This is a genomic window from Streptomyces sp. NPDC012637, from assembly GCF_042954805.1.
Taxonomy (GTDB): domain Bacteria; phylum Actinomycetota; class Actinomycetes; order Streptomycetales; family Streptomycetaceae; genus Streptomyces.
This window is the reverse complement of the sequence record NZ_JBIBDS010000001.1, coordinates 1,645,314-1,663,639: the sequence shown is the minus strand read 5'-3', so window position 1 is coordinate 1,663,639 and position 18,326 is coordinate 1,645,314. Positions and strand designations below refer to the sequence as shown.

Annotated in this window: 18 protein-coding genes; 10 read left to right on the top strand and 8 right to left on the bottom strand. The window is 73.4% G+C overall.

What is annotated here, in order from left to right:
- Nucleotides 1-202: 202 nt before the first annotated feature.
- Both aceB and ACFY8W_RS07440 read right to left on the bottom strand, forming a co-directional pair.
- The gene (aceB, locus tag ACFY8W_RS07445) at nt 203-1,825 is read right to left on the bottom strand and encodes a malate synthase A (protein WP_391101348.1); all 1,623 of its coding nucleotides are present in this window, start codon (nt 1,823-1,825) and stop codon (nt 203-205) included.
- A gap of 228 nt (nt 1,826-2,053) precedes the next feature.
- Entirely contained in the window at nt 2,054-2,665 is a 612-nt protein-coding gene (locus ACFY8W_RS07440) for an NTP transferase domain-containing protein (protein WP_391101346.1), read from the bottom strand.
- A gap of 158 nt (nt 2,666-2,823) precedes the next feature.
- Here ACFY8W_RS07440 and ACFY8W_RS07435 point away from each other — a divergent pair, with 158 nt between their 5' ends.
- Nucleotides 2,824-3,147 carry a DUF5955 family protein gene (locus tag ACFY8W_RS07435; RefSeq protein WP_391101343.1) on the top strand — a complete coding sequence of 108 codons (324 nt, stop codon included), beginning with the start codon at nt 2,824-2,826 and terminating at the stop codon, nt 3,145-3,147.
- 46 nt (nt 3,148-3,193) lie between these two features.
- On the opposite strand, the gene ACFY8W_RS07430 is transcribed toward ACFY8W_RS07435, so the two are convergent.
- Both ACFY8W_RS07430 and ACFY8W_RS07425 read right to left on the bottom strand, forming a co-directional pair.
- A complete protein-coding gene (locus tag ACFY8W_RS07430; protein WP_386870871.1) occupies nt 3,194-3,820 on the bottom strand; it encodes a response regulator in 627 nt (208 codons plus the stop codon).
- Between the two features lie 2 nt (nt 3,821-3,822).
- Nucleotides 3,823-4,980 carry a histidine kinase gene (locus tag ACFY8W_RS07425; protein WP_391101339.1) on the bottom strand — a complete coding sequence of 386 codons (1,158 nt, stop codon included), beginning with the start codon at nt 4,978-4,980 and terminating at the stop codon, nt 3,823-3,825.
- A gap of 124 nt (nt 4,981-5,104) precedes the next feature.
- Between ACFY8W_RS07425 and ACFY8W_RS07420 the strand changes: the two genes are divergently transcribed.
- Nucleotides 5,105-6,181 carry an FtsX-like permease family protein gene (locus tag ACFY8W_RS07420; RefSeq protein ID WP_391101336.1) on the top strand — a complete coding sequence of 359 codons (1,077 nt, stop codon included), beginning with the start codon at nt 5,105-5,107 and terminating at the stop codon, nt 6,179-6,181.
- Nucleotides 6,178-6,861 carry an ATP-binding cassette domain-containing protein gene (locus tag ACFY8W_RS07415; protein WP_391101333.1) on the top strand — a complete coding sequence of 228 codons (684 nt, stop codon included), beginning with the start codon at nt 6,178-6,180 and terminating at the stop codon, nt 6,859-6,861. The genes ACFY8W_RS07420 and ACFY8W_RS07415 overlap by 4 nt, the downstream gene beginning before the upstream one ends.
- Before the next feature lie 58 nt (nt 6,862-6,919).
- On the opposite strand, the gene ACFY8W_RS07410 is transcribed toward ACFY8W_RS07415, so the two are convergent.
- A complete protein-coding gene (locus ACFY8W_RS07410; protein WP_391101332.1) occupies nt 6,920-7,726 on the bottom strand; it encodes an IclR family transcriptional regulator C-terminal domain-containing protein in 807 nt (268 codons plus the stop codon).
- Nucleotides 7,727-8,059: 333 nt separating this feature from the next.
- Here ACFY8W_RS07410 and allB point away from each other — a divergent pair, with 333 nt between their 5' ends.
- A complete protein-coding gene (allB, locus tag ACFY8W_RS07405) occupies nt 8,060-9,394 on the top strand; it encodes an allantoinase AllB (protein ID WP_391101779.1) in 1,335 nt (444 codons plus the stop codon).
- On the top strand, nt 9,391-10,512 hold the full coding sequence (gene alc / locus ACFY8W_RS07400) for an allantoicase (RefSeq protein ID WP_391101777.1): 1,122 nt from the start codon (nt 9,391-9,393) through the stop codon (nt 10,510-10,512). Before allB ends, alc begins: the two co-directional genes overlap by 4 nt.
- Nucleotides 10,513-10,605: 93 nt before the next feature.
- Here the strand turns inward: alc and ACFY8W_RS07395 are convergent, their stop codons facing one another.
- Entirely contained in the window at nt 10,606-11,346 is a 741-nt protein-coding gene (locus ACFY8W_RS07395; protein WP_391101330.1) for an SDR family oxidoreductase, read from the bottom strand.
- Between the two features lie 165 nt (nt 11,347-11,511).
- Between ACFY8W_RS07395 and ACFY8W_RS07390 the strand changes: the two genes are divergently transcribed.
- On the top strand, nt 11,512-12,126 hold the full coding sequence (locus ACFY8W_RS07390; RefSeq protein ID WP_391101328.1) for a dihydrofolate reductase family protein: 615 nt from the start codon (nt 11,512-11,514) through the stop codon (nt 12,124-12,126).
- A 112-nt stretch (nt 12,127-12,238) separates the two neighbouring features.
- Nucleotides 12,239-13,171 (top strand): EamA family transporter, encoded by a 933-nt coding sequence (locus ACFY8W_RS07385; protein ID WP_391101325.1) that lies wholly within the window; start codon nt 12,239-12,241, stop codon nt 13,169-13,171.
- A 173-nt stretch (nt 13,172-13,344) separates the two neighbouring features.
- Here ACFY8W_RS07385 and ACFY8W_RS07380 read toward each other — a convergent pair whose 3' ends face one another.
- Complete coding sequence (locus ACFY8W_RS07380; RefSeq protein ID WP_391101323.1) at nt 13,345-13,563, bottom strand: hypothetical protein; 219 nt, start codon at nt 13,561-13,563, stop codon at nt 13,345-13,347.
- 154 nt (nt 13,564-13,717) lie between these two features.
- On the opposite strand from ACFY8W_RS07380, the gene ACFY8W_RS07375 reads away from it, so the two are divergent.
- Genes ACFY8W_RS07375 through ACFY8W_RS07365 form a run of 3 tightly spaced genes read left to right on the top strand, consistent with a single transcriptional unit; the run spans nt 13,718 to nt 16,809 of the window.
- Complete coding sequence (locus ACFY8W_RS07375) at nt 13,718-14,932, top strand: histidine kinase (protein ID WP_391101320.1); 1,215 nt, start codon at nt 13,718-13,720, stop codon at nt 14,930-14,932.
- Nucleotides 14,929-15,621 carry a response regulator gene (locus ACFY8W_RS07370; RefSeq protein ID WP_391101318.1) on the top strand — a complete coding sequence of 231 codons (693 nt, stop codon included), beginning with the start codon at nt 14,929-14,931 and terminating at the stop codon, nt 15,619-15,621. Before ACFY8W_RS07375 ends, ACFY8W_RS07370 begins: the two co-directional genes overlap by 4 nt.
- Nucleotides 15,622-15,630: 9 nt before the next feature.
- The gene (locus ACFY8W_RS07365; protein WP_391101316.1) at nt 15,631-16,809 is read left to right on the top strand and encodes a cytochrome P450; all 1,179 of its coding nucleotides are present in this window, start codon (nt 15,631-15,633) and stop codon (nt 16,807-16,809) included.
- Between the two features lie 257 nt (nt 16,810-17,066).
- Here ACFY8W_RS07365 and ACFY8W_RS07360 read toward each other — a convergent pair whose 3' ends face one another.
- Nucleotides 17,067-18,074 carry a Gfo/Idh/MocA family oxidoreductase gene (locus ACFY8W_RS07360; RefSeq protein ID WP_391101313.1) on the bottom strand — a complete coding sequence of 336 codons (1,008 nt, stop codon included), beginning with the start codon at nt 18,072-18,074 and terminating at the stop codon, nt 17,067-17,069.
- Between the last annotated feature and the right edge of the window lie 252 nt (nt 18,075-18,326).

Here is an 18,326-nt window from a genome sequence, read left to right as displayed (position 1 = left end):
CGGAATCTCGCACGCTCCGGCTTGTTACCGCTAGGTAGCTGCGTGTTTCGGTTGCGTCACGTGACTTGTGAAACACCATGGATCGAAAAACGGCGCAAACGGATCCGGTACGGAATGCGAAAGACCCCGCCCCCGGTGCTGTGCGAGCACCGGGGGCGGGGTCGGTCTACGGGGCCGGGCGGGCCGGACGGCTGCTGTGCGGTCAGCCGACCAGCTGGTCGTACGCGGGAAGGGTCAGGAAGTCCGCGTAGTCGGCGTCGAGCGAGACGTGCAGCAGGAGGTCGTGGGCCTGCTGCCACTTTCCGGCCGCGAACGCCTCCTCGCCGATCTCCGCGCGGATCGCGGCCAGCTCCTCGGCGGCGACCTCGCGGGCCAGCTCCGGCGTGGCCTTGCGGCCGTTCTCGAAGACGACCTCCGCGTTGATCCACTGCCAGATCTGCGAGCGCGAGATCTCGGCGGTGGCCGCGTCCTCCATGAGGTTGAAGATGGCGACGGCGCCAAGCCCGCGCAGCCAGGCCTCGATGTAGCGGATGCCGACCTGGACGGCGTTGCGCAGGCCGTCGTAGGTCGGTTGGGCGTCCAGGGACGCGATGTCGATGAGCTCCGGGCCCTCGACGTGGACGTCCTCGCGCAGCCGGTCCTTCTGGTTCGGCCTGTCGCCGAGCACCGCGTCGAAGGAGGCCATGGCGATCGGGACGAGGTCGGGGTGGGCGACCCAGGAGCCGTCGAAACCGTCGCCGGCCTCGCGGTCCTTGTCGGCCTTGACCTTCTCGAAGGCGACCTTGTTGACCTCGGCGTCCTTGCGGGACGGGATGAAGGCCGCCATGCCGCCGATCGCGTGGGCGCCGCGCTTGTGGCAGGTGCGGACGAGGAGTTCGGTGTACGCGCGCATGAACGGGGCCGTCATCGTCACCGCGTTGCGGTCCGGCAGGACGAACTTGGCGCCGCCGTCACGGAAGTTCTTGACGATGGAGAAGAGGTAGTCCCAGCGGCCCGCGTTCAACCCGGCGGCGTGGTTGCGGAGTTCGTAGAGGATCTCCTCCATCTCGTACGCGGCCGTGATGGTCTCGATGAGGACCGTGGCGCGGACGGTGCCCTGCGGGATGCCCACGTGGTCCTGGGCGAAGACGAAGATGTCGTTCCAGAGGCGGGCCTCCAGGTGCGACTCGGTCTTCGGCAGGTAGAAGTACGGGCCCTTGCCGAGGTCGATCAGACGCCGGGCGTTGTGGAAGAAGTACAGGCCGAAGTCGACGAGCGCGCCGGGCACCGGGCGGCCCTCGACGGTCAGGTGACGCTCCTCCAGGTGCCAGCCCCGCGGCCGCATGACGACCGTGGCGAGCTCCTCGGCCGGCTTCAGGGCGTAGCTCTTGCCGGACCGAGGGTCGGTGAAGTCGATGTTCCGCGTGTACGCGTCGATCAGGTTGACCTGACCGAGGACCACGTTCTCCCAGGTGGGCGCGGAGGCGTCCTCGAAGTCGGCGAGCCAGATCTTGGCGCCCGAGTTCAGCGCGTTGATCGTCATCTTCCGGTCCGTCGGACCCGTGATCTCCACGCGCCGGTCGTTCAGCGCCGCGGGGGCGGGCGCGACCCTCCAGGACTCGTCGGCGCGGACGGCCGCGGTCTCGGGCAGGAAGCCCAGCGACGAGGTACGGGCGATCTCGGCGCGGCGCTCGGCGCGGCGGGCGAGCAGCTCGTCCCGGCGGGGGGTGAACCGACGGTGCAGCTCGGCCACGAAGGCGAGGGCCGCGTCGGTGAGCACCTCCTCCTGGCGCGGCAGGGGCTCGGCTTCGACGACGACCAGGGAGGACGGCGCTGGTGCGGACATGAACTGTCACTTCCTTCAGCGGACTTCACGGGCGGTGCCAGCCCGGCCGCCGGGCGTCGTCATGCGGCACGCAGTGCCACACGCGCCGGGATACGGCCGGGAGCGCCGTCACGGGGGATCAGGCGCTTCTGAACAGTGGATACTAGTTTCCTCATGGTGGAAGTTCAATGGTTTGTTGATGTCGAGATTCTTCGGGTCGACACAACGTGGCGCTCGGTGCCACGCCCTTCACTCCAGGTGCACCAGGTCCGCCTCCGTGTCGATGTCATAGGGCTCGGCCACATCCGAACAGTCCACGAGCGTGATCGCATCCCGGTGCGCCTTCAGGTAGTCCCGCGCCCCCTGGTCCCCGACCGCGCCCGCCGCGATCGCCGCCCAGCGGTCCGCGCCGAAGAGCACCGGATGGCCGCGCTTACCGTCGTACGAGGCCGCCGCGAGCGTCCCGCGCGAGTCGTACGCGGAGAGCACGCGGGCCACCGCCGCCGCGCCGATCCCCGGCTGGTCCACCAGCGACACCAGGGCCGCGTCCACCGGCAGGGCCTCCGCCTTCAGGGAGGCGAGGCCGACGCGCAGCGAGGAACCCATGCCCTCGGCCCAGTCCGGGTTGTCCACCAGCACGCACCCCGGCAGCCGGGCCTCGTCCCGCACCCGGTCGGCCGCCGCGCCGAGCACCACGTGCACCACCTCGCAGCCGCCCTCGCGCAGGACCCGGACGGCGTGCTCGACGAGCGGCCGGCCGCGGTGCGGGAGCAACGCCTTGGGCCGCCCCCCGAGCCGCCGGCCGCCGCCGGCGGCCAGCAGCAGCCCCGCCACGAGGGGTTCTTCTGTCTCATGAGTCATGAGGACTGCATACCGCATCGGGCCGCACCACTCGGATGCCTGAAGTTCTGTCCGCCCGCTGGCGCGCCGGGCGCACGAAGAGTTAACTGACCCGCGACCCCGGACGCCTGACCACCGCCCGACGGGTCGGCACAGTGACGTGCGAGGGGGGAACGGCCATGTTGCGAAGCGTGGGGCAGAGGCGAGTGGGCGCTGACGGCGTGGACCCGAGGGTGGCCGAGCTGCGCGCCGCCGTGTCCCGGTTACGGCGCGAACTGGCAGGCCACCGGCCCGAGTTCGTCGACCGGGGGATCGCCGAGGACGAGCTCGCCGCGCTCGACGCGATGGCCGTCAGCGGGGCCCCCGAGGTGTGGCGGCTGCGCCGCTCGCTCCTCCTGATCGCCGGTGCCGTCGGTTCGGTCAGCGCCCTCGCCGAGGGCCTCACGGCGCTCCGGCGCGCCGTCGAGCTCTTCGGTCCGCCGCCGCCTCCCGCCGCCTCCTAGGAGGTGTCCGGGTCCGGTCCGCCGGAAGGTCCTGGGCCGCGGCCGCTCAGCGCCTGATCAGGCGCCGGGCCGTCGCCGCCGCCACCGCCGCCGTACGGGAGTCCACGCCGAGCTTGGCGAAGATGTGGACCAGATGCGACTTCACCGTCGCCTGGCTCAGGAACAGCGCCTTGCTGATCTGCTGGTTCGACAGGCCCTCGCCGACCAGCTGGAGCACCTCCAGCTCGCGCCGGGTCAGCGCCTCCGCCGGGGTGCGCATCCGGTCCATCAGCCGGTGCGCCACGGCCGGGGCGAGCGCCGACTGGCCCGCCGCCGCCGTCCGCACCGCCGCCGCCAGCTCCTCCGGCGGGGCGTCCTTCAGGAGGTAGCCAGAGGCGCCCGCCTCCACGGCCGCGAGGATGTCCGCGTCCGAGTCGTACGTGGTCAGGACGAGCACCCGCGGCCCGTCCGGTACGGCGGTGATCGCCGCGGTCGCCTCCGAGCCGTGCATCCCGGCACCGAACTGGAGGTCCATCAGGACCACGTCCACGCCACCGGCGGCGGCCAGCTCGACCGCCTTCTCCGCGGTCGCCGCCTCGCCCACCACCGCGAAGTCAGGCTCGGTGTCGAGGACGGCGCGCAGCCCGGCCCGTACCACGGGGTGGTCGTCGGCGAGCAGCAGTCGGACGGTCATCTTCAGGCTCCGGGCAGAGGGAGGGAAACGGCCACGGCGGTGCCCTGGCCGGGCGCGGACTCGACGGTGAAGGAGCCGCCCAGCGACTCCGCCCGGGAGCGCATCGCCGGAAGGCCGAAGCCGCCGTCCGAGGACGGCCGCACGGAGACCGGGTCGAAGCCCTTGCCGTCGTCCACCACGTCCAGCGTCACCGACCCGCCCATGAACGACAGCGTGATCTCCGCCCGTGAGGCCGAGGCGTGCCGGACCGTGTTCGCGAGCGCCGACTGGGCGATCCGGAGCAGCGCCACCTCGTAGGGGGTGGGCAGCTCGACCGGCGTCCCGCTCACCGAGCAGCGCACCCGCGGCCCGTCGGCGCCGGCCGTCCCGCACAGCCGCTCCAGGGCCCCGGCCAGCGAGCCGTGCTCCAGGTCGGGCGGGGCGAGCGCCCGCACGAAGCGGCGGGCCTCCGCGAGGTTGTCCTGCGCGGCCCGCCGGGCCTCGTCGATGTGCCCCGCCGCCGGCGAGCCCTCCGGCAGGGCGCGCTCGGCGGCCCGCAGCAGCAGCTGGATCGAGGAGAGTCCCTGGGCGAGGGTGTCGTGGATCTCCCGGGCGAGCCGCTCCCGCTCGGCGAGCGTCCCCGCGTGCCGCTCGGCCGCCGCCAGCTCGGCCCGCGTGGCGATCAGCTCCTCGACCATCCGCCGTCGCCGCTCGCTCTCGCGGTACAGCGCCTGGTAGCCGAGCACGGTCGCGACGGCGACCGCCGCGCCGAGCAGCGGCCCGATGAAGACCCCCGGGTTGAGCGCCGCGCCGTGCCGCACGTACGACAGGATCGCGGCGCACGCGGTGAGCGCCACCGCCGGCAGCGACCAGCGCGCCGGCAGCAGGTGCAGCTGGAGGAAGTACAGGGGGAAGGCGATCCACAGTCCTTCGGGCGTCACCCACAGCAGCACCAGCCAGCTCAGGCACAGCAGCCCGAGCCACACCGCTGCGGCCCGCTGGGAGGCCCGTACCGAGGGCACCAGCGACCCCGCCGCGTACACCGCGCCGGTGACCACGGCGGCCGCGATCCCCGCGGTCGTGTGCGAGCGGAGCGCGGCGAGCACCAGCAGGCCCGCCATCAGCAGATGGAGGCAGAGGCGCAGCAGGCGCAGTGCGGGGGTGAGCGAGCGGGGATCCATGACCTGTCCAGGGTAGGCGGGCGCCGCGGGCGGACCGGGCGAACCGGACTCAACCGAAAGTTTGATTACGGAGCAATCCGTGGCGCGATGCCCGCGGCGGCCCTCGCCGAGCAGGCTTGGCCCCATGTTCGTGGCATGGAGAGACCTCAGATTCGCCAAGGGGCGATTCACCTTGATGGGCACGGTGATCGTCCTGATCACCCTGCTCGTCGGCCTGCTGTCGGGGCTGACCGCCGGGCTCGCGCGGGAGAACGTCTCGGCGGTCACCGGCCTGCCGGCGGACCGGCTGGCCTTCGCCGCCCCGCCCGACGGCCAGTCGGTCTCCTTCACCAACTCGACCGTCACCGAGTCGCAGTGGCGGGACTGGGCCGCCAGGCCCGGCGTGCGCGGCGCCGAGCCGCTGGGCATCCGCACCCTCAACGCGGCGGCCGGCGGGCGCACCGCGGCCGTGTCCGCCTTCGGCACCGCGTCCGGGTCCGGACTCGCGCCCGCCGCCGTCGGTCCCGGCCGGGTGGTCCTCTCGGAGTCGGCGGCGAAGGAGCTGGACGCCACGACGGGGGACGCCGTGCGCCTCGGCACCCTGGGCGCCACGGTCGCCGCGGTCTCCGGGGACGCCTCGTACAGTCACACGCCCGTCGTGTGGACCTCGCTCGACGACTGGCAGAAGCTCGGGCACAGCGGCACCACGCCGGAGGCGCAGGCCACCGTCATCGCGCTCAGCGGTGCGGGTGCCGACTGGGCGGCCGGGGACACGGCCCTGAAGACCTCGTCGAAGACGATCGACGAGGCGCTCGGCGCCATAGGGTCCTACCAGGCCGAGAACGGCTCGCTCCAGCTGATGCGCGGCTTCCTCTTCGCGATCTCCGCGCTCGTCATAGGAGCCTTCTTCACCGTCTGGACCATCCAGCGCAGCGCCGACGTGGCGGTCCTCAAGGCGCTCGGAGCCTCGACGCCGTACCTCCTGAAGGACGCCCTCGGCCAGGCCGTGGTGATGCTGGCCGCCGGCACCCTGCTCGGCACCGGGCTCGCCGTCGGCATCGGCGCGCTGATCAGCGGCGGCGACGTGCCCTTCGTGCTCCAGCCGCTGACCGTGCTCGGCCCCGCGGCCGTGATCGTCGTGCTCGGTGTGCTCGGCGCGGCCCTGTCCATCCGGCGGATCACCGCCGTCGATCCCCTGACCGCCCTCGGGAGTGCCCGATGAGCCTGCTGCTCGAAGACGTGACCCTGACCTACCCGGACGGCGACGGCCGGCTCACCGCCCTCGACGCCGTCTCCCTGGAGGTGCCCGCGGGATCGCTCGCCGCGGTCGTCGGCCCCTCCGGCTCCGGCAAGTCCAGCCTGCTCGCGGTGGCCGCGACCCTGGTCACGCCGGACAGCGGACGCGTGGAGGTGGCCGGTACCGACACGGGGCAGCTGAGCCAGGCGCAGAAGGCCGGGCTGCGGCGGGAGCGGATCGGCATCGTCTTCCAGCAGCCGAACCTGCTGCCCTCGCTCACGGCGCTCGAACAGCTCCAGGTGATGGCCCATCTGTCCGGCCGGAAGAGCCGTGCCGTGCGCGAGCGGGCCGCCGGACTGCTGGACGCCGTGGGCCTGGCCGAGCAGGCCCACCGGCGCCCGCACCAGCTCTCCGGCGGTCAGCGCCAGCGCGTCAACATCGCGCGGGCACTCATGAACGAGCCGTCCGTGCTCCTGGTGGACGAGCCGACCAGTGCCCTGGACCACGAGCGGGGCGCGGCGGTCATGGAGCTCCTCGCCGGGCTGACGGCGGAGCGCGGGACGGCGACGGTCCTCGTGACGCACGACCGGACGCACCTGGGCCGGGCCGACCGGGTGGTGACCGTGCGGGACGGGCGGCTCACCGACGCGGCCGTGGCGGTCTGACGGCGTACGCGAAGGCGCCCGGAACCACGGGGTTCCGGGCGCCTTCGCGCGTGCGTCCTCAGCCCTGGCCGTTGCCCGCCGTGTTCGCGAGGGCCGTCGAGAGCTCCTCGGCGACCTGGTGGAGGATCGGGACGATCTTCTCGGTCGCGGCCTCCGTCACCCGGCCGGCCGGGCCCGAGATGGAGATGGCCGCCGCGGTGGGGGAGTTGGGCACCGGCACCGCGAGGCAGCGGACGCCTATCTCCTGCTCGTTGTCGTCGACCGCGTAACCCGTCTCGCGGACGGTCGCCAGCGCGTCCAGGAAGCCCTCGGGCGTCGTGATGGTCTTCTCGGTCGCGGCCGGCATGCCCGTACGGGCGAGCAGCGCGCGCACCTCGTCGGCGGGGGTGTGGGCGAGCAGTGCCTTGCCGACGCCGGTGGAGTGCGGCAGCACCCGGCGGCCGACCTCGGTGAACATGCGCATCGAGTGCTTGGACGGCACCTGCGCCACGTACACGATCTCGTCGCCGTCGAGCAGCGCCATGTTCGCGGTCTCGCCGGTCTCCTCCACGAGCCGCGCCAGATACGGGCGGGCCCAGGTCCCGAGGAGCCGGGAGGCGGACTCGCCGAGGCGGATGAGGCGGGGGCCGAGGGCGTAGCGCCGGTTGGGCTGCTGGCGCACGTAGCCGCAGGCGACCAGGGTGCGCATCAGGCGGTGGATGGTGGGCAGCGGCAGGCCGCTGCTGGCGGAGAGCTCGCTCAGCCCGACCTCGCCCCCGGCGTCGGCCATCCGCTCCAGGAGGTCGAAGGCACGCTCAAGGGACTGGACGCCCCCGCTCGCGGCGGGTTTGGCGGCGTCGGTGGTGCTGGCGCTGGACGTCGGCACGGCAACGGTCCTTTCGGGGCAGGCGGGCAAGGCAGCAGCCTACCGGGCCGTCGCGTCGGGCACACGGCCCAGGTCCGGGCGTCCGGGCCGGTCAGGGGGGTGTTTGTCCGTTGTCGGCGGCTGCCCGGAGGGCTCCTGGTCCGCCCCGCATGTGCGGAGCTACGTTCTACTGTACGAAATTCGCATTCCACTTCATGGAAACGTCCAAGCGCGGTTGGTCCGCGTCTCATGCTGGAAGTGTGCCCTTGACGACCTGTCGTCTCGGACGCAAACTCCTTCAACAGTTCGTTGAATTTCTGCTTCGTGGAAGCAGTCGAGGAAGAAGGGGTACGGGTGGACGTCAACCTGGTCCTGCGTTCGACGCGTGTCATCACTCCCGAGGGGACGCGTGCGGCGTCGATCGCCGTCGCCGGCGGGACGATCGCGGCCGTGCTGCCCTACGACGCCGAGGTGCCGGCCGGGGTCCGGCTGGAGGACGTCGGCGACGACGTCGTCCTGCCCGGCCTCGTCGACACCCACGTCCACGTCAACGATCCCGGCCGCACCGAGTGGGAGGGCTTCTGGACCGCCACCCGCGCCGCGGCCGCCGGCGGCATCACCACCCTGCTCGACATGCCGCTCAACTCGCTGCCGCCCACCACCACGGTCGAGCACCTGCGGATCAAGCAGGACGTCGCCCGCTCCAAGGCCCACATCGACACCGGCTTCTGGGGCGGCGCACTCCCCGACAACGTCAAGGACCTGCGCCCCCTGCACGACGCGGGCGTCTTCGGCTTCAAGTGCTTCCTCTCGCCCTCCGGCGTCGACGAGTTCCCGCAGCTCGACCAGGAGCAGCTGGCCACCTCCCTCGCCGAGATCGCCGGCTTCGGCGGACTGATGATCGTCCACGCCGAGGACCCGCACGAGCTCGACGCGGCCCCGCAGAGGAAGGGGGCGAAGTACGCCGACTTCCTCGCGTCCCGGCCCCGCGTCGCCGAGAACACGGCCATCGAGAACCTGATCAACCAGGCCCGGCGGCTGAGCGCCCGCGTGCACGTCCTCCACCTGTCGTCCTCCGACGCGCTGCCGCTGATCGCCGCCGCCAAGGCCGAGGGTGTGAAGATCACCGTGGAGTCCTGCCCGCACTTCCTCACCCTGACGGCCGAGGAGGTCCCCGACGGCGCCACCGAGTTCAAGTGCTGCCCGCCCATCCGCGAGGCGGCCAACCAGGACCTGCTCTGGCAGGGCCTCGCCGACGGCACCATCGACTGCATCGTCTCCGACCACTCGCCGTCCACCGCCGACCTCAAGACCGGCGACTTCGCCTCCGCCTGGGGCGGCATCTCCTCCCTCCAGCTCGGCCTGCCCGCCATCTGGACCGAGGCCCGCCGCCGCGGCCACGACCTGACGGACGTCGCCCGCTGGATGTCGCAGGCCCCGGCCGAGCTCGCCGGCCTGTCCCGCAAGGGCGCCATCGAGGCCGGCCGCGACGCCGACTTCGCCGTGGTCGACCCGGACGCCACCTTCACCGTCGACCCGGCGGAGCTCCAGCACCGCAACCGGATCACCGCCTACGCGGGCCGGACCCTGTACGGCGTCGTCACCTCCACCTGGCTGCGCGGCGAACGCATCAACGACCGCGGCACCCTGGCCGAGCCCTCCGGCCGCCTTCTCGAAAGGAACAACTGACCGTGACCGGCATACCCTCCTTCACCGGCGACGCCAGCCCCTACGGAGGCGGCGACCCGTACGCCGACTACCGCACGGCCGACTTCCCCTTCACCCAGTACGCCGATCTCGCCGACCGCCGCCTGGGCGCGGGCGTGATCGCCGCCAACGACGAGTTCTTCGCCGAGCGCGAGAACCTGCTCAAGCCCGAGGCCGCCGAGTTCGACCCCGAGCACTTCGGCCACAAGGGCAAGATCATGGACGGCTGGGAGACCCGCCGCCGCCGCGGTGTCTCCGCCGAGCAGCCGCACCCCACCGAGGACGACCACGACTGGGCCCTCGTACGCCTCGGCGCGCCCGGCGTGATCCGCGGCATCGTCGTGGACACCGCCCACTTCCGCGGGAACTACCCGCAGGCCGTTTCCGTGGAGGCCACGTCGGTCGCCGGCTCGCCCTCGCCCGAGCAGCTGCTCGCCGACGACGTGAAGTGGACGACCCTCGTCCCGCGCACCGCCATCGGCGGCCACGCCGCCAACGGCTTCGCGGTCGACGTCGAGCAGCGCTTCACCCACCTCCGGGTCAACCAGCACCCGGACGGCGGAATCGCCCGCCTCCGGGTGTACGGCGAGGTCGCCCCGGACCCGCAGTGGCTCGGCGTGCTCGGCACCTTCGACCTCGCGGCCCTGGAGAACGGCGGCCAGGTCGAGGACGCCTCCGACCGCTTCTACTCCCCGGCCACCAACACCATCCAGCCCGGCCGCTCGCGCAAGATGGACGACGGCTGGGAGACCCGCCGCCGCCGCGACAAGGGCAACGACTGGATCCGCTACAGCCTCGCCGCCGAGTCCGAGATCCGCGCCGTCGAGATCGACACCGCGTACCTCAAGGGCAACAGCGCCGGCTGGGCCGCGCTGTCCGTGGCCGCCGAAGGCTCCGAGGACTGGACCGAGATCCTGCCCCGCACCCGCCTGCAGCCCGACACCAACCACCGCTTCGTGCTCGACGCGCCGGCCGTCGGTTCCCGGGTCCGGATCGACATCTACCCCGACGGCGGCATCTCCCGCCTCCGTCTCTTCGGCTCGCTCACCGAGGCGGGCACGGCGCGGCTGACCGCCCGCCACCAGGAGCTGGGCGGCTGACGACGCCCCGCTCCACCCCGTACTGAGCGGGTACGACACCCCGCTCGGCCCGCGAGGGCGCACCGGCATGACAGCACCGGTGCGCCCTCGTGCTCATGCGGCGTGGCCGCCGTCCACCGAGAACTCGGCGCCCGTCACGTACCGCGCGCCCGGCCCGGCCAGGAACGCGACCATGGCCGCGACCTCATCGGCGGTGCCGAAGCGGCCGAGCGCGGTCATCTGCGCCTGGCCCTCCGCGTACGGGCCGTCGGCCGGGTTCATGTCGGTGTCCGTCGGGCCCGGGTGGACGATGTTCGCGGTGATGCCCCGGCCGCCGAGCTCGCGGGCGAGGGCCTTCGTCAGACCGACCAGCGCGGCCTTGCTGGTCGTGTACAGCGTGCCGCCCGGACCCGGCACCCGCTGGGTCATGCAGGTGCCGATGGTGATGATCCGGCCGCCCGCCTCCATGCGCGCGGCCGCCGCCTGCGAGGCCAGGAAGGCCGAGCGGACGTTCACCGCGAGCACCCGGTCCACGTCGGCGAGGGAGAGCGACTCCAGCGGCCCGAGGACGCCGACGCCGACGTTGTTGACCAGCACGTCGAGCCGGCCGAGGGCGTCGGCAGCCCAGTCCACGGCGCCCGCCGCGTCGCCCGCGTCCCCGGCGTCCGCCCGCAGCGCGAGCGCCTTGCCGCCGGCCTCCTCGATCCGGGCCGCGACCTCGCGGGCCCGCTCCTCTCCCCGGACGTAGGTGAAGGCCACGTCCGCGCCCTCCCGGGCGAGGCGGACGGCCGTCGCCGCGCCTATGCCCCGGCTGCCGCCGGTGACCAGAACCGCCTTGCCGCTCATGGTGGACATCGCGTAACTCCTCGTGCGTCGGTTGTCGTTGCGAGTTCAATCAAACGGGGGCGGGGGCGCTGCCGCTGGCGGGAATCGGACGCCGACCCGCACCGATGAGTTCCGTCGAGCGGCAGGGTCGGAAGGAGTGGGACAGCATGGTCCGGAAGAGAAAGGGCACCCCTCATGGCCACCCTCAGCCTCACCCAGTTCCTCACCCTCGACGGCGTCTACCAGGCCCCCGGCGGCCCCGAGGAGGACACCACCGGCGGCTTCGACCTCGGCGGCTGGGTCTTCCCGTACCTGGACGAGGACTTCGGCCGCTTCGTCAACGAGGTCTTCGAGCGGCCCACCGCCTTCCTCCTGGGCCGCCGCACGTACGACATCTTCGCGAGCTACTGGCCGAAGCAGACCGACCCGGACGACCCGATCGCGGGCAGGCTGAACGCCCTCCCCAAGTACGTCGTCTCCACCACGCTCGCCAGCGCCGACTGGCCCACCACCACGGTCCTGAGGGGCGACGCCGCCGACGCGGTCGCGGCGCTCAAACAGCGGCTCGACGGTGAGGTCCAGATGCACGGCAGCGGCGGTCTGGCACGCACCCTCCTGGAGCACGACCTGATCGACAGGCTGCACCTGCTCGTCTTCCCGGTCGTGCTCGGCAAGGGCCGTCGCCTCTTCGCCGAGGGCGCCACGCCGAGCGCCTTCCGGCTCGCCGAGTCCCGCTTCACGAGCAAGGGCGTCACCATCCAGACGTACGAACCGGCGGGCCGGCCCACGTTCGGAACCATCGGCGAGTAGGGCCCGGGGAAAGGTGTAGCCACCACCCTCTCCGGCGGATACGGTGATCTCCCCCGTGTGAGAGCCGACGAAGTCTCCACCCCGTCCCCATCGAGTCGGAGACCGCTCGCCGATGACGACCGCCGCCGTCCCCGTACCCCTCGGCGCGCCCCGCCGCGCCTGGCTCACCGACCTCCCCGTCCTGCTCGTCGCGGTCGTCTGGGGCGCCAGCTACCTCGCGGCGAAGGGCATCACCACCGCCCACACCGTGCTCGCCGTCCTGGTCCTGCGCTTCGCCGTGGTGCTGCCGGTCCTGGTCGCCGCCGGATGGCGCAGGCTGCGGGCGCTGGACGCCGCCCAGTGGCGCGGGGCCGCCGTCCTCGGCCTCGTCCTCGCCGGGATCTTCCTCCTGGAGACGTACGGCGTCGTCCACACCTCCGCCACCAACGCGGGCCTGATCATCAGCCTCACCATGATCTTCACGCCGCTCGCGGAGGCGGCCGTCAACCGGACGCGGCCACCCCGCGCCTTCCTGGCCGCCGCCGGGCTCTCGGTGGCGGGCGTGGTCATGCTCACCCAGGGCGGCGGGTTCACCGCGCCGTCCTCCGGCGACCTGCTGATGCTGCTCGCGGCCCTCGCCCGGACCGTCCACGTGCTCGCGATGGCGCGGATCAAGGCCGTCCAGAGCGCGGACTCCCTGTCGCTCACCACCGTCCAACTGGGCTCCGCCGTCGCCGTCTTCGCCGTCCTGGTCGCCCTTCCGGGCACCGGCGCACCGCCCTGGGCGGCGGCAGCGGACTTCGGAGCCGGCGAGTGGGCGGGCCTGCTCTTCCTCTCCGTCTTCTGCACCCTCTTCGCCTTCTTCGTGCAGATGTGGGCGGTGCGCCGCACCTCCCCGTCCCGGGTCAGCCTCCTCCTCGGCACGGAGCCCCTGTGGGCCGCCGCGGCGGGCATCGCCCTGGCCGGCGACCGCCCGGGTCTCGTGGGCCTCGCGGGCGCGGTGCTCGTGCTGGCGGGCACGGGATGGGGCCGCAGGGCCGCCGACCGGACCGCCGACCGGCGGTGAGGGCCGCACGGGGACCCAGGGCTGCCACTCCGCGGCTACCCGACGGTAATCCGCGGCCCTGTCCGTGACGTGGGGGAGTGGCACCGGTGCCGCGTCACGGCCGACCCGACCGTCTCCCTCCTCGTCTCCCGGCCCCGAGTCCCGAGCCGCAGGACCCAGCGCGCCCCGACCCCTCAGCTCTTCACCCGGTCCGACATCACCATCAGCGCGAAGCCCAGGGCCGCGATCACGATGTTCGCGAACAGGGCGTGGTCCTCCAGGAACCAGACGTTCTCGGTCAGGAAGCGGGTCACCCCCATGAAGCGGAACCAGCCGTCGGTCAGTTCGCGGATCACGCCGAAGATGCCGAAGACCGTCAACAGGAAGCCCGTGACCTCGAGAAGTTTCTTCATGGTCCGAGCGTGATCCCCGGGCGGGCCGTGCCGCGTCGGCCGCCGGTATCGCGTCACGGGGAACCGTACGACGGAAGTCCCGGGCTGTGCGACTTTGGTATCGGGCGGCCGCCTCCACCCCGTGACAGGGCTCTCACCTGCGTACATTTCCGGTATGACACGCACCTGGCTGCTGCCCTCCCATCTGGTCGAGGCCGCCCGGACCGGCGCGCTCGACGGGACGGAGGGGCCGCGGCCTCGGCGGACCGCGCGGGACTGGGTGGTGGACACCTGCCTCTTCCTGCTCGCCGCGTTCGTCGGACTGCTCGCCGCCGAGACCAGCGCCCGGTACAACAGCGAGGCCGTCGCCCTCGCCGACCAGATCGCCGGCGGGCTCGCCTGCGTCGCGCTCTGGCTGCGCCGCCGTTGGCCCGTCGGGCTCGCCGTGACCCTGTCCGTCGTCAGCGCCGTCGCGCCCACCGCCGGCGGCGCCCTCCTCGCGAGCCTGTTCAGCGTCGCCGTGCGCCGCCCCTTCCGGCAGGTCGCCTGGATCGGGCTGCTCGCCATCGCCGCCTCCACCGTCCAGGCCTTCGTCCGCCCCGACCCCGACACCGGCGTCCCCCTCGGCATCGGCCTCAGCGCCGTCCTCATCCTCCTCGTCACCGCCTGGGGCATGCTCGTACGCTCCCGCCGCCGGCTCGTCGAGGCGCTGCGCGACCGGGCCCTGCGCGCCGAGGCCGAGGCCGAGCTGCGCGCCGAGCAGGCGCAGCGGGCGGCCCGCGAGGCCATCGCCCGCGAGATGCACGACGTCCTCGCCCACCGGCTCACCCTGCTGAGCGTGCACGCCGGCGCCCTGGAGTTCCGGCCCGACGCCCCGCCCGAGCAGATCGCCCGGGCCGCCGGGGTCATCCGGGACAGCGCCCACGAGGCCCTCCAGGACCTGCGGCAGATCATCGGCGTGCTGCGGTCCCCCGGCGAGGGCGCGGAGGACCGGCCGCAGCCCACCCTCGCCACCCTCGACACCCTGGTCGCCGAGGTCCGCGAGGCCGGCATGAAGGTCGTCCTCGACTCCACCGTCACCGACCCGGACACGGTGCCCGTCGCCACCGGCCGCACCGTCTACCGGATCGCCCAGGAGGCCCTGACCAACGCCCGCAAGCACGCCCCCGGCGCCGAGGTCACCGTCACCGTGCGCGGCCGCCCCGGCGACGGCCTCACCGTCGACGTCCGCAACCCCGCGCCCGTCGGACCCGTCCCGCACGTCCCCGGCTCCGGGCAGGGCCTCATCGGTCTCACGGAACGCGCCACGCTCGCCGGCGGCCGTCTCGACCACGGACCGGCCCCCGACGGCGGCTTCGCCCTCCACGCCTGGCTACCGTGGCCCGCATGACCATCCGGCTGCTGATCGTCGACGACGACCCCCTGGTCCGCGCGGGCCTCTCCTTCATGCTCGGCGGCGCCGAGGACATCACGATCGTCGGCGAGGGCGCCGACGGCTCCGAGGTCCCCGCCCTCGTCGACCGGCTCGCCCCCGACGTGGTCCTCATGGACATCCGCATGCCCGCGGTCGACGGCCTCACCGCCACCGAGGAACTGCGCTCCCGGCCCGGCGCCCCCGAGGTCGTCGTGCTCACCACCTTCCACGCCGACGAGCAGGTGCTGCGCGCCCTGCGTGCCGGGGCCGCCGGCTTCGTCCTCAAGGACACCGCGCCCGCCGAGATCGTCGCCGCCGTCCGCCGGGTCGCCGCCGGCGATCCCGTGCTCTCGCCCGCCGTCACCCGCCAGCTCATGAGCCACGTCGCCGGGCCCGACGCCACCCCACGGCAGCGGCCCCGCCGCGCCACCGCCCGTGAACGCCTCGCGCCGCTCGCCGGGCGCGAGCGCGAGGTCGCCGTCGCCGTGGGCCAGGGCCGCTCCAACGCCGAGATCGCCGCGGCCCTCTACATGAGCGTCCCCACCGTCAAGACCCACGTCTCGCGGATCCTGGCCAAACTCGACCTCAACAACCGTGTCCAGATCGCGCTGCTCGTCCACGACGCGGGACTCCTGGACCTCCCCGACGGTGAGGGCGGCGCATAGGCTGGGCCGATGTCCGTCATCGATCTGGGGGAATACGGCGCGGACTTCACCGCGAACCCGTACCCGTACTATGCGAAGCTCCGCGAGGCCGGTCCGGTCCACGAGGTCATCACTCCGGACGGCATGCCGGCCTGGCTCGTCGTCGGTTACGAGGAGGCCCGCGCCGCCCTCGCGGACCAGCGGTTCTCCAAGTCCTTCTCGTCCATGGGCATACCGCTGCCGGAGGAGGAGGTCGTCGGTCCCAACCTGCTCATCGTCGACCCGCCCGACCACACCCGGCTGCGCAAGCTCGTCGCCGGCGAGTTCACCGGCCGCCGCGTCGAGGCGCTGCGCCCGCGGATCCAGCAGCTCACCGACGAACTCCTGGACGCCATGGCGCCGGCCGGCCGCGCCGACCTCGTCGACTCCTTCGCCTTCCCGCTGCCGATCACCGTGATCTGCGAGCTGCTCGGCGTCCCGGCCGCCGACCGGGACTCCTTCCGGGCCTGGTCCAACGAACTCGTCGCACCCACCGGGGCCATGACCGACCGGGAGGCCGTCGAGGGCTTCGGCGGCTACCTCGACGAACTCATCGAGGACAAGCGGGCCGCGGGTCCCGCCGACGACCTGCTGTCCGCGCTCATCGGCACCCGCGCCGAGGACGGCGACCGGCTCTCGCTGCCCGAACTCCGGGCCCTCGCCTACCTGTTGCTCATCGCGGGCCACGAGACCACCGTCAACCTCATCGCCAACACCGTCCGCGCCCTGCTCGCCCACCCCGAGCAACTGGCGGCCCTGCGCGCCGACTTCGGCCTGATCGACGGCGCCGTCGAGGAAGGCCTGCGTTACGACGGGCCGGTGGAGACGGCGACGCTCAGGTTCGCCGCCGAGCCCGTCCCGATCGGCGGGGCCGTCATCCCGGCCGGCGCCGTCGTCGTGGTCGGCATCGCCTCCGGAGGGCGCGACCCGGGCCGCTTCCCGGAGCCCGACCGCTTCGACATCCGCCGCGACCCGCGCGGCCACCTCGCCTTCGGCCACGGCATCCACTACTGCCTGGGCGCCCCGCTCGCCCGCCTGGAAGGCAAGATCGCGATCCGGTCACTCCTGGAGCGCTTCCCGCGACTGGAGCTCGACCCCGAGGCCGGGCCGTACGCATGGCTCCCGGGCATGCTCATCCGCGGCACGCGCCGGCTCCCCGTCGTCTGGTGACAGCCGCCCGACGGACATCCGTCCGGTGACGGCCGTCCGACGGGCATCCGTCTGGTGACAGCCGGCCGGTGACGGCCGCCCGATGAGGGCCGTGCGACGGCAGGGCCAGGCTGCGGCGGTCCGGTGACGGCGGTCCGATGAGGGCCCGCCGACGGCAGCCGCCTGGTGGCAGCCGTCCGGTGACGGCCGTCGGTGACAGCCGTCCGGTCGCTTCAGTCCGGTGACACCCCGCCCCGCGGCCTTCGACGGCGCGCCCCTCAGGCCGCGGGGATCTCCGCGAGCCGCACCGGCCGCCGCTCACGGCGCGACAGCACGCACGCCTCCGCGACCCGCAGCGCCTCCAGCGCCTCCGCCCCGTCGCAGGGGTTCTCGCGCTCCCCGCGCACCAGCCGTACGAAGGCGTCCAGCTCCGCCTCGTACGCCGGGGCGAACCGCTCCAGGAAGCCCGGCCACGGCTTGCCGGGCGGCGGCGGGCCCATCGGCTCGACCGATTCCAGCGGAGTGCGCTCGTCCAGGCCGACGGCCAGCTGCGCCAGCTCCCCGGCCAGCTCCATCCGTACGTCGTACCCGGCGCCGTTGCAGCGGGTCGCGGTGGCCGTCACCAGCGTGCCGTCGTCCAGGGTGAGCAGCGCCGCCGCCGTGTCCACGTCGCCCGCCTCACGGAACATCGCCGGACCCGCGTCCGAGCCCGTCGCGTACACCTCCACGACCTCCCGCCCGGTCACCCAGCGCACGATGTCGAAGTCGTGCACCATGCAGTCCCGGTAGAGCCCGCCCGACAGCGGCAGGTACGCGACGGGCGGCGGCGCCGGGTCCGAGCTCGCCGCCCGTACGGTGTGCAGCCGGCCGAGCCGTCCGGCCGCGACGGCCTCCCGCGCCGCCCGGTACCCGGCGTCGAACCGCCGCATGAACCCCAGCTGCAACTCGGTCCCGGCCGCCGCGACGGCCCGCAGCGCCCCGAGCGTCCCCGGGACGTCGAGGGCGATCGGCTTCTCGCAGAACGCCGGGAGCCCGGCCGTCGCGGCCCGCCCGATCAGCTCCGCGTGCGCGGCCGTCGCCGAGGCGATCACGACCGCGTCCAGGGCGTGGTGCCGGAACAGGGCCTCGACCGTCGGCGCCGCCTCCGCCCCGAGCGCTCCGGCCACCCGCGCGGCGCGCGTCGCGTCGGCGTCCGCGAGGACCAGCGCCCCGACCTCCGGATGCCGTGCCAGCACCCCGGCGTGAAACGCCCCGATCCGTCCCGTCCCGACCAGTCCGATCCGCATGGCCCCAAGGTCGTTCGGAACGGACCGGGTGTCAAGGACGCCCCCCAGGGGGTGGCTCGTCGATCAGGCCGGGCTCGCGGTGTCTGGAACCGCACCTCGCCGCGTTGCCGAAACATCCCGATGGCCCCGCTATCGGCATGCTCCGGCGCCTTGCGATGCACGGCACCGGACGCCTCTCCCTGATCCGGCCTGATCGACGAGCCACCGCCCGCGCGTTCCAGCCGCTCTCCCGCGGGTAGGACGGACGGGGCC

Excerpts from the sequence above, each read along its gene's own strand:
- ACFY8W_RS07430 (WP_386870871.1), bottom strand. The coding sequence starts at position 3,820 with ATGACCGTCCGACTGCTGCTCGCCGACGACCACCCCGTGGTACGGGCC.
- ACFY8W_RS07420 (WP_391101336.1), top strand. The coding sequence starts at position 5,105 with ATGTTCGTGGCATGGAGAGACCTCAGATTCGCCAAGGGGCGATTCACC.
- ACFY8W_RS07370 (WP_391101318.1), top strand. The coding sequence starts at position 14,929 with ATGACCATCCGGCTGCTGATCGTCGACGACGACCCCCTGGTCCGCGCG.
- ACFY8W_RS07440 (WP_391101346.1), bottom strand. The coding sequence starts at position 2,665 with ATGACTCATGAGACAGAAGAACCCCTCGTGGCGGGGCTGCTGCTGGCC.
- ACFY8W_RS07390 (WP_391101328.1), top strand. The coding sequence starts at position 11,512 with ATGGCCACCCTCAGCCTCACCCAGTTCCTCACCCTCGACGGCGTCTAC.
- ACFY8W_RS07365 (WP_391101316.1), top strand. The coding sequence starts at position 15,631 with ATGTCCGTCATCGATCTGGGGGAATACGGCGCGGACTTCACCGCGAAC.
- ACFY8W_RS07415 (WP_391101333.1), top strand. The coding sequence starts at position 6,178 with ATGAGCCTGCTGCTCGAAGACGTGACCCTGACCTACCCGGACGGCGAC.
- ACFY8W_RS07380 (WP_391101323.1), bottom strand. The coding sequence starts at position 13,563 with ATGAAGAAACTTCTCGAGGTCACGGGCTTCCTGTTGACGGTCTTCGGC.
- aceB (WP_391101348.1), bottom strand. The coding sequence starts at position 1,825 with ATGTCCGCACCAGCGCCGTCCTCCCTGGTCGTCGTCGAAGCCGAGCCC.
- ACFY8W_RS07395 (WP_391101330.1), bottom strand. The coding sequence starts at position 11,346 with ATGTCCACCATGAGCGGCAAGGCGGTTCTGGTCACCGGCGGCAGCCGG.
- ACFY8W_RS07360 (WP_391101313.1), bottom strand. The coding sequence starts at position 18,074 with ATGCGGATCGGACTGGTCGGGACGGGACGGATCGGGGCGTTTCACGCC.
- ACFY8W_RS07425 (WP_391101339.1), bottom strand. The coding sequence starts at position 4,980 with ATGGATCCCCGCTCGCTCACCCCCGCACTGCGCCTGCTGCGCCTCTGC.
- ACFY8W_RS07435 (WP_391101343.1), top strand. The coding sequence starts at position 2,824 with ATGTTGCGAAGCGTGGGGCAGAGGCGAGTGGGCGCTGACGGCGTGGAC.
- ACFY8W_RS07385 (WP_391101325.1), top strand. The coding sequence starts at position 12,239 with ATGACGACCGCCGCCGTCCCCGTACCCCTCGGCGCGCCCCGCCGCGCC.
- ACFY8W_RS07375 (WP_391101320.1), top strand. The coding sequence starts at position 13,718 with ATGACACGCACCTGGCTGCTGCCCTCCCATCTGGTCGAGGCCGCCCGG.